Origin of the sequence: Mycobacterium parascrofulaceum ATCC BAA-614 (assembly GCF_000164135.1) — a bacterium.
In the GTDB taxonomy this organism is placed as follows: Bacteria; Actinomycetota; Actinomycetes; order Mycobacteriales; family Mycobacteriaceae; genus Mycobacterium; species Mycobacterium parascrofulaceum.
In genome coordinates this window covers 433,511-439,329 of record NZ_GG770558.1, presented here as the reverse complement: position 1 = coordinate 439,329, position 5,819 = coordinate 433,511, and the positions used below count along the sequence as shown (strand labels likewise).

Sequence of the window (5,819 nt, the reverse complement as noted above, 5' to 3'; positions counted from 1 at the left end):
AGATCCCACGCGGTCGCGCCGGCGCGGGGGTCCGCCCAGTCGGCGACCAGCCGGCTGTACACCCCGGCGGCGCCGCGGTGCGCCTGCCAGAAGGCGGTCACCGGGATCTGCCAGCTGCGCGCGCCCACCCGTTGCACCGCCTCGTAGCCGCCCTCCACCACCTTGGTGGCGGTCCGCTTGCCCTGCCGCATGGTGCGCACCACATGCCGTGCGCCGTCGTCGTCGACGACGACGTGCAGGTGTGCGGCCGGCGGCCAGTCGGATTCGGCGAGCCCGTCGAGCATGCCGGGCGGCAACTGCGCGCAGCGCAGGTCGGTCACCAGCTCGTCGCTGTGATACCGGTGGAAGCCCGGACGACGGTCCGCGCCCACGTCGAGCCGGACGCGGGTCCGCCAGCCCGTCGGCCCGGCGTCCGACAGCGGTTCGGCCTCGCCGTCCCAGCGGTGCCCGCCCAATCGCTCCAACTGATTGGCCACCACCTGCGCCTTGAGCGCCCGGGCCGCCTCGGGCGTGGCGAACGCCACGTCGCAACAGCCGGCGCCACTTACCCCGGCGATCGGGCACAGCGATGCGATGCGGTCGGGCGCCGGGTCGAGCACCTCGACAACCTCTGCGTGCCAATACGATCCGCGGTCGGCGGTGACCCGCACCCGTACCCGCTCACCCGGCAGGGCGTAGCGGACGAACACCACGCGCCCTTCGTGATGCGCCACGCAGCTGCCGCCGTTGGCCGGGGCGCCGGTGACCAACGTCAATTCCTTCAAAGGGGCCGCCACCTCGTCGGGTGCGCGGGTCGATTCAGGCGTCAATCGAAGATTCCCCGTCGGGCGTCGCCGGGGGCGACGTGCGGTTGCAACGTCTTGCGCCGCTCCGACGAAGTCAATTGCCACGGAACCGAAGTCACCATCACGCCCGGCATGAAAAGCAGCCGGCCCTTGAGCCGGAGCGCGCTCTGGTTGTGCAGCACCTGCTCCCACCAGTGACCCACCACGTACTCGGGGATGAACACCGTGACCACGGTGCGCGGTGACTCCTCCCGCGCCCGCTTGACGTAATCCAGTACGGGGCGGGTGATCTCGCGATACGGCGAGGCGATCACCTTGAGGGGAACGCTGATATCGCTTTCCTCCCATTGATGGACCAGCTCGCGGGTTTCCCCGTCGTCGACGCTGACGGTGACGGCCTCCAACACGTCGGGCCGGGTCGCTCGCGCGTAGGCGAGGGCGCGCAGCGTGGGAAGGTGCAACTTCGACACGAGCACGACGGCGTGATTGCGGCTCGGCAGCACCATCTCGTTTTCCTGCTCGGCAGCCTGCTCGGCCAACTCGTGATTCACCGAATCATAGTGCTTGCGAATCATTTTCATCACAACGAACAAAGCGCTCATGGCGACGATCGCTATCCACGCACCCACGAGAAACTTCGTGACGAGGACGATGATCAGCACGGTGCCGGTGGATATCAGGCCGATCGTGTTGACGACCCGCGAGCGCATCATGGTGCGCCGGACGCGCGGGTCGGTCTCGGTGCGCAGCAACCGTGTCCAGTGCCGGACCATTCCGATCTGGCTCAACGTGAAAGAGATGAACACGCCGACGATGTAGAGCTGGATCAGTGCGCTCAGCTCGGCGCGGAACGCCACCACCGCCGCGACGGCCGCCGCCGACAGGAACAGGATCCCGTTGGAGAACGCCAACCGGTCGCCCCGGGTGTGCAACTGGCGGGGCAGGTAACTGTGCTGCGCCAGGACCGATCCGAGCACCGGGAAGCCGTTGAACGCGGTGTTGGCGGCCAGTACCAGGATGAGGGCGGTGACCCCGGCGATCAGCAGGAACCCGATGTGGAAGCTGCCGAACACCACCTGCGCCAGCTGCGCGACCAGAGTCTTCTGTTGATACCCCGGCGGAGCGCCCGTCAGCTGCGTGGCCGGATCGTCGACGACCTGGACCCCGGTCTGCACGGACAGCACGATCATGCCCATGAACATGCTCACCGCGATGACGCCGAGCATCAACAGGGTGGTTGCCGCGTTCCGCGACTTGGGTTTTTCGAACGCCGGCACCCCGTTGCTGATGGCCTCCACACCCGTCAGCGCCGCGCAGCCCGACGAGAACGAGCGGGCCACCAGGAACGCCAGCGCGAACCCGACGACCTTGCCGTGTTCGGCGTGCATCTGAAATCCCGCCGACTCGGCCCGCAGCGGGTCGTCCAGCACGAAGATCCGGAACAGGCCCCAGACGAGCATGCACGCGATGCCGACGATGAACGCGTAGGTCGGGATGGCGAACGCCAGCCCGGATTCGCGCACCCCGCGCAGGTTCATCGCCATGATCGCCAGGGTGGCGGCGACCGCGAAAATCACCTTGTGGTCATAGACGAACGGGACGGCCGAGCCGATGTTCGACATCGCCGACGAGATGGAAACGGCAACCGTCAGAACGTAATCCACCATCAGGGCGCTGGCGACCACGAGGCCGGCGGTGTCGCCGAGGTTGGTGGTGACAACCTCGTAGTCCCCTCCTCCGGAGGGGTATGCGTGCACATTCTGCCGGTAGCTGGACACCACGATCAGCAGGACGGCGGCGACGGCGAGGCCGATCCAGGGCGCCATGGCATAGGCGGCCAGGCCGGCCACCGACAGCATCAGGAAGATCTCCTCGGGGGCGTAGGCCACCGACGACATCGCGTCGGAGGCGAACACCGGCAAGGCGATCCGCTTGGGCAACAGGGTGTGGCTCAGTCGGTCGCTGCGAAACGGCCGGCCGATCAGCAACCGACGCGCTGCGGTTGAAAGTTTGGACACGAGAGCCAAGAGTAAGCCCACACGGGTTTGGCGGTAGCTTCGTAGGCGAGAATGTTTGCCGACCCGAATCGGCCCGCCGGCGTGGCGTTGCCGATTCGGGAGGCAGGACGCAGCCGAGAGGATCGGAACGTGCGAGTAGTGGTGATGGGCTGCGGCCGCGTCGGTTCCTCGGTGGCGGACGGGCTGTCCCGGATCGGCCACGACGTTGCGGTGATCGACCGCGACAGCACCGCTTTCAACCGCCTCAGCCCGGAGTACGCCGGGGAGCGGGTGCTGGGGCAGGGGTTTGACCGGGACGTATTGCTCAGGGCCGGCATCGAGGAGGCGGACGCGTTCGCCGCCGTGTCATCCGGGGATAACTCGAACATCATCTCGGCGCGGCTGGCCCGCGAGACCTTCGGCGTCAAGCGCGTCGTCGCCCGGATCTACGACGCCAAGCGGGCCGAGGTCTACGAACGCCTCGGCATCCCGACGATCGCCACCGTGCCCTGGACCACCGATCGCCTGCTCAACGCGCTGCTGCGGGACACCGAGACCGCCAAGTGGCGGGACCCGACCGGCACCGTCGTCGTCGCCGAGGTCGTCCTGCACGAGGAGTGGATCGGCCATCGGATAACCGATCTCGAGCAGGCGACCGGCGCCCGCGTCGCGTTCCTGATCCGGTTCGGGGCCGGCGTCTTGCCGGAGCCGAAAACGGTGATCCAGGCCGGCGATCAGATCTACGTCGCCGCGATCTCCGGCCGCGCCGCCGAGGCCGTGGCCATCGCGGCCCTGCCACCCAGCGAAGAACTCGGTTAAGGAGCGGCGAAATGAAGGTAGCTGTCGCCGGGGCCGGCGCGGTCGGCCGCTCCGTCAGTCGCGAACTCATCGGCAACGGCCACGACGTGACGCTCATCGAGCGCAACCCCGACCACGTCGACGTCGACGCGATCCCCGCGGCACACTGGCGGCTCGGCGATGCCTGCGAGCTGAGCCTGCTGGAGTCGGTGCACCTGCAGGAGTTCGACGTGGTGGTGGCCGCGACCGGCGACGACAAGGCCAACGTCGTGCTCAGCCTGCTGGCCAAGACCGAATTCGCGGTGCCCCGGGTGGTGGCCCGGGTCAACGACCCTCGCAACGAATGGCTGTTCACCGACGCGTGGGGCGTGGACGTGGCGGTGTCCACGCCGCGCATGCTGGCCTCGCTCATCGAGGAGGCCGTCGCCGTCGGTGATCTGGTGCGGCTCATGGAATTCCGCAGGGGGCAGGCCAGCCTCGTGGAGATCACCCTGCCCGACGACACGCCCTGGGGCGGCAAGCCGGTGCGCCGGCTGCAGCTGCCGCGGGACGCGTCGCTGGTCACGATCCTGCGCGGCCCGCGGGTGATCGTGCCCGAGGCGGACGAGCCGCTGGAAGGCGGCGACGAGCTGCTCTTCGTGGCGGTCGCCGAGGCCGAGGAGGACCTGCGCAAGCTGCTGCTGCCGGACGGCCCGGCGCTGACCGACTAGTCGCGAACGGGGCCGGCCTCGATCTGGCCCCCGGTGTCACCGGCGGCCGGCAGGGCCCGCTGCACGGACTTGATCGCCGCATAGGTCACCAGTGCGGCCACCACGGTCAGCGGCCACCCCATCGCGATCCGCGCGACCGCCAGCCAGCCGGTCTGGTTGGCGTCGTAGAGCAGGCGCTGGACGACGAACCGGACGGCGAAGACCAGCGCCCAGCACAGCGAGGCGATGTCGAACGCGTACACCGCCCGGGGCACCTCGCGCCAGCCCCGGCCGCGCCCGCTGGCCCAGCTCCACACGTAGCCGACCAGGGGCCGTCGGGCGACGACCGACACCGCGACGACCACCGCCCACAGCAACGACATCCAAATGCCGAGCAGGAAGTAGCCCTTGGACTCCCCCACGACGTAGGCGACCAGCGCGCAGATGGCGACGCCGAAGAACCCGGAGAACGCCGGCTGCGGGGAATCCCGGCGAATCAGCCGCCACAGCAGGACCAGTGCGGCCACCGCCAGCGCGGAGGCGATCGCCACCAACAACCCCGAGACGCTGGACGCGATGACGAAGACCACGACGGGCAGGGACGAATAGATGACGCCGCTGACCCCGCCCGCCTGCACCAGCAGGCGTTCCGGGGTGATCCGGCCGGTGGTCGCGCGTTCGGTGGAGCCCGACTCGTGCGGTTCCGGACCCGACCCCCAATCGCCGGGTAGCGTCACCGCTGGATTTCGTAGTGCGGGTTGTAGATGGCCTTGGCCCCGTTCTCCAGCTTGCCCAGCCGGCCCCGCACCCGCAGCTTGCGGCCGGAGTCGATGCCGGGAATCCGGCGCTGGCCCAACCAGACCAGCGTCACCGTGTCGCTGCCGTCGAACAGCTCGGCGCGGACACCGCCCGCACAGGCCTTGCCGTTACATTCCACGCTGCGCAGCGTGCCGACCATCGTGACCTCTTGGCCACGCTCACAATCGATCGCCCGATGTGCGCCGGTACTCGCGACCTCGTCGGACAACTCCTCGGAGTCGCGTTGCTCCGGCGCCTCCGTCAAGCGACGGGTGAGCCGGCGCAGATACCCTTGGGCCCCCATGGCCCCTCCTGACAATGCCGATAAGTCTTGGCGCTTCCATTTACGCCAACGGACACCGTAGACCTCTTGGTTCCCACGCGCCAACCGACTCAAACACCCATGTTGGAGCGCGGCTGACCGCCGGGGCACTATCGGGGGGTGACTGTCGATCTGCGGGGTGTCACGACCGTGTTGCTGCCCGGCACGGGGTCCGACGACGACTACGTCGAGCGGGCTTTCTCGGGTCCGTTGCGCCAGGCCGGCGCCCTGCTCGTGGCCCCGCCGCCGCGCCCGCATCGGTTGATCGACGGCTACGTGTCCGCGTTGGACGCCGCCGCGCGCACGGGCCCGATCGCCGTCGGCGGCGTCTCGATCGGCGCGGCCGTGGCGGTCGCCTGGGCGCTGGCCCACGCGGACAAGGTGGTCGCCGTCCTGGCGGCCCTCCCGGCCTGGGCCGGGCCGCCGGACG

General features: G+C 69.2%; 6 protein-coding genes and 1 pseudogene. 3 read left to right on the top strand and 4 right to left on the bottom strand.

Going from position 1 to position 5,819, the window contains the following annotated elements; all coding sequences use genetic code 11:
* Both HMPREF0591_RS25470 and HMPREF0591_RS25465 read right to left on the bottom strand, forming a co-directional pair.
* The coding region (locus tag HMPREF0591_RS25470; RefSeq protein ID WP_244269096.1) for a class I SAM-dependent RNA methyltransferase at positions 1 to 809 on the bottom strand (809 nt) is incomplete at its 3' end.
* A complete protein-coding gene (locus HMPREF0591_RS25465) occupies positions 806 to 2,803 on the bottom strand; it encodes an APC family permease (RefSeq protein ID WP_007171600.1) in 1,998 nt (665 codons plus the stop codon). The genes HMPREF0591_RS25465 and HMPREF0591_RS25470, both read right to left, overlap by 4 nt.
* A 129-nt stretch (positions 2,804 to 2,932) precedes the next feature.
* On the opposite strand from HMPREF0591_RS25465, the gene HMPREF0591_RS25460 reads away from it, so the two are divergent.
* Positions 2,933 to 3,601, top strand: coding sequence for a potassium channel family protein (locus tag HMPREF0591_RS25460; RefSeq protein WP_007171599.1), 669 nt, complete (start codon positions 2,933 to 2,935; stop codon positions 3,599 to 3,601).
* Between the two features lie 11 nt (positions 3,602 to 3,612).
* On the top strand, positions 3,613 to 4,290 hold the full coding sequence (locus tag HMPREF0591_RS25455) for a potassium channel family protein (protein ID WP_007171598.1): 678 nt from the start codon (positions 3,613 to 3,615) through the stop codon (positions 4,288 to 4,290).
* On the opposite strand, the gene HMPREF0591_RS25450 is transcribed toward HMPREF0591_RS25455, so the two are convergent.
* Complete coding sequence (locus tag HMPREF0591_RS25450; RefSeq protein WP_244269106.1) at positions 4,287 to 4,928, bottom strand: DUF3159 domain-containing protein; 642 nt, start codon at positions 4,926 to 4,928, stop codon at positions 4,287 to 4,289. The two genes, HMPREF0591_RS25455 and HMPREF0591_RS25450, sit on opposite strands and share 4 nt — an antisense overlap.
* 74 nt (positions 4,929 to 5,002) lie before the next feature.
* Positions 5,003 to 5,371, bottom strand: coding sequence for an OB-fold nucleic acid binding domain-containing protein (locus tag HMPREF0591_RS25445; RefSeq protein ID WP_007171596.1), 369 nt, complete (start codon positions 5,369 to 5,371; stop codon positions 5,003 to 5,005).
* Between the two features lie 138 nt (positions 5,372 to 5,509).
* Between HMPREF0591_RS25445 and HMPREF0591_RS25440 the strand changes: the two are divergent.
* A pseudogene (locus tag HMPREF0591_RS25440) lies at positions 5,510 to 5,819 on the top strand (alpha/beta hydrolase); the annotation flags it as partial.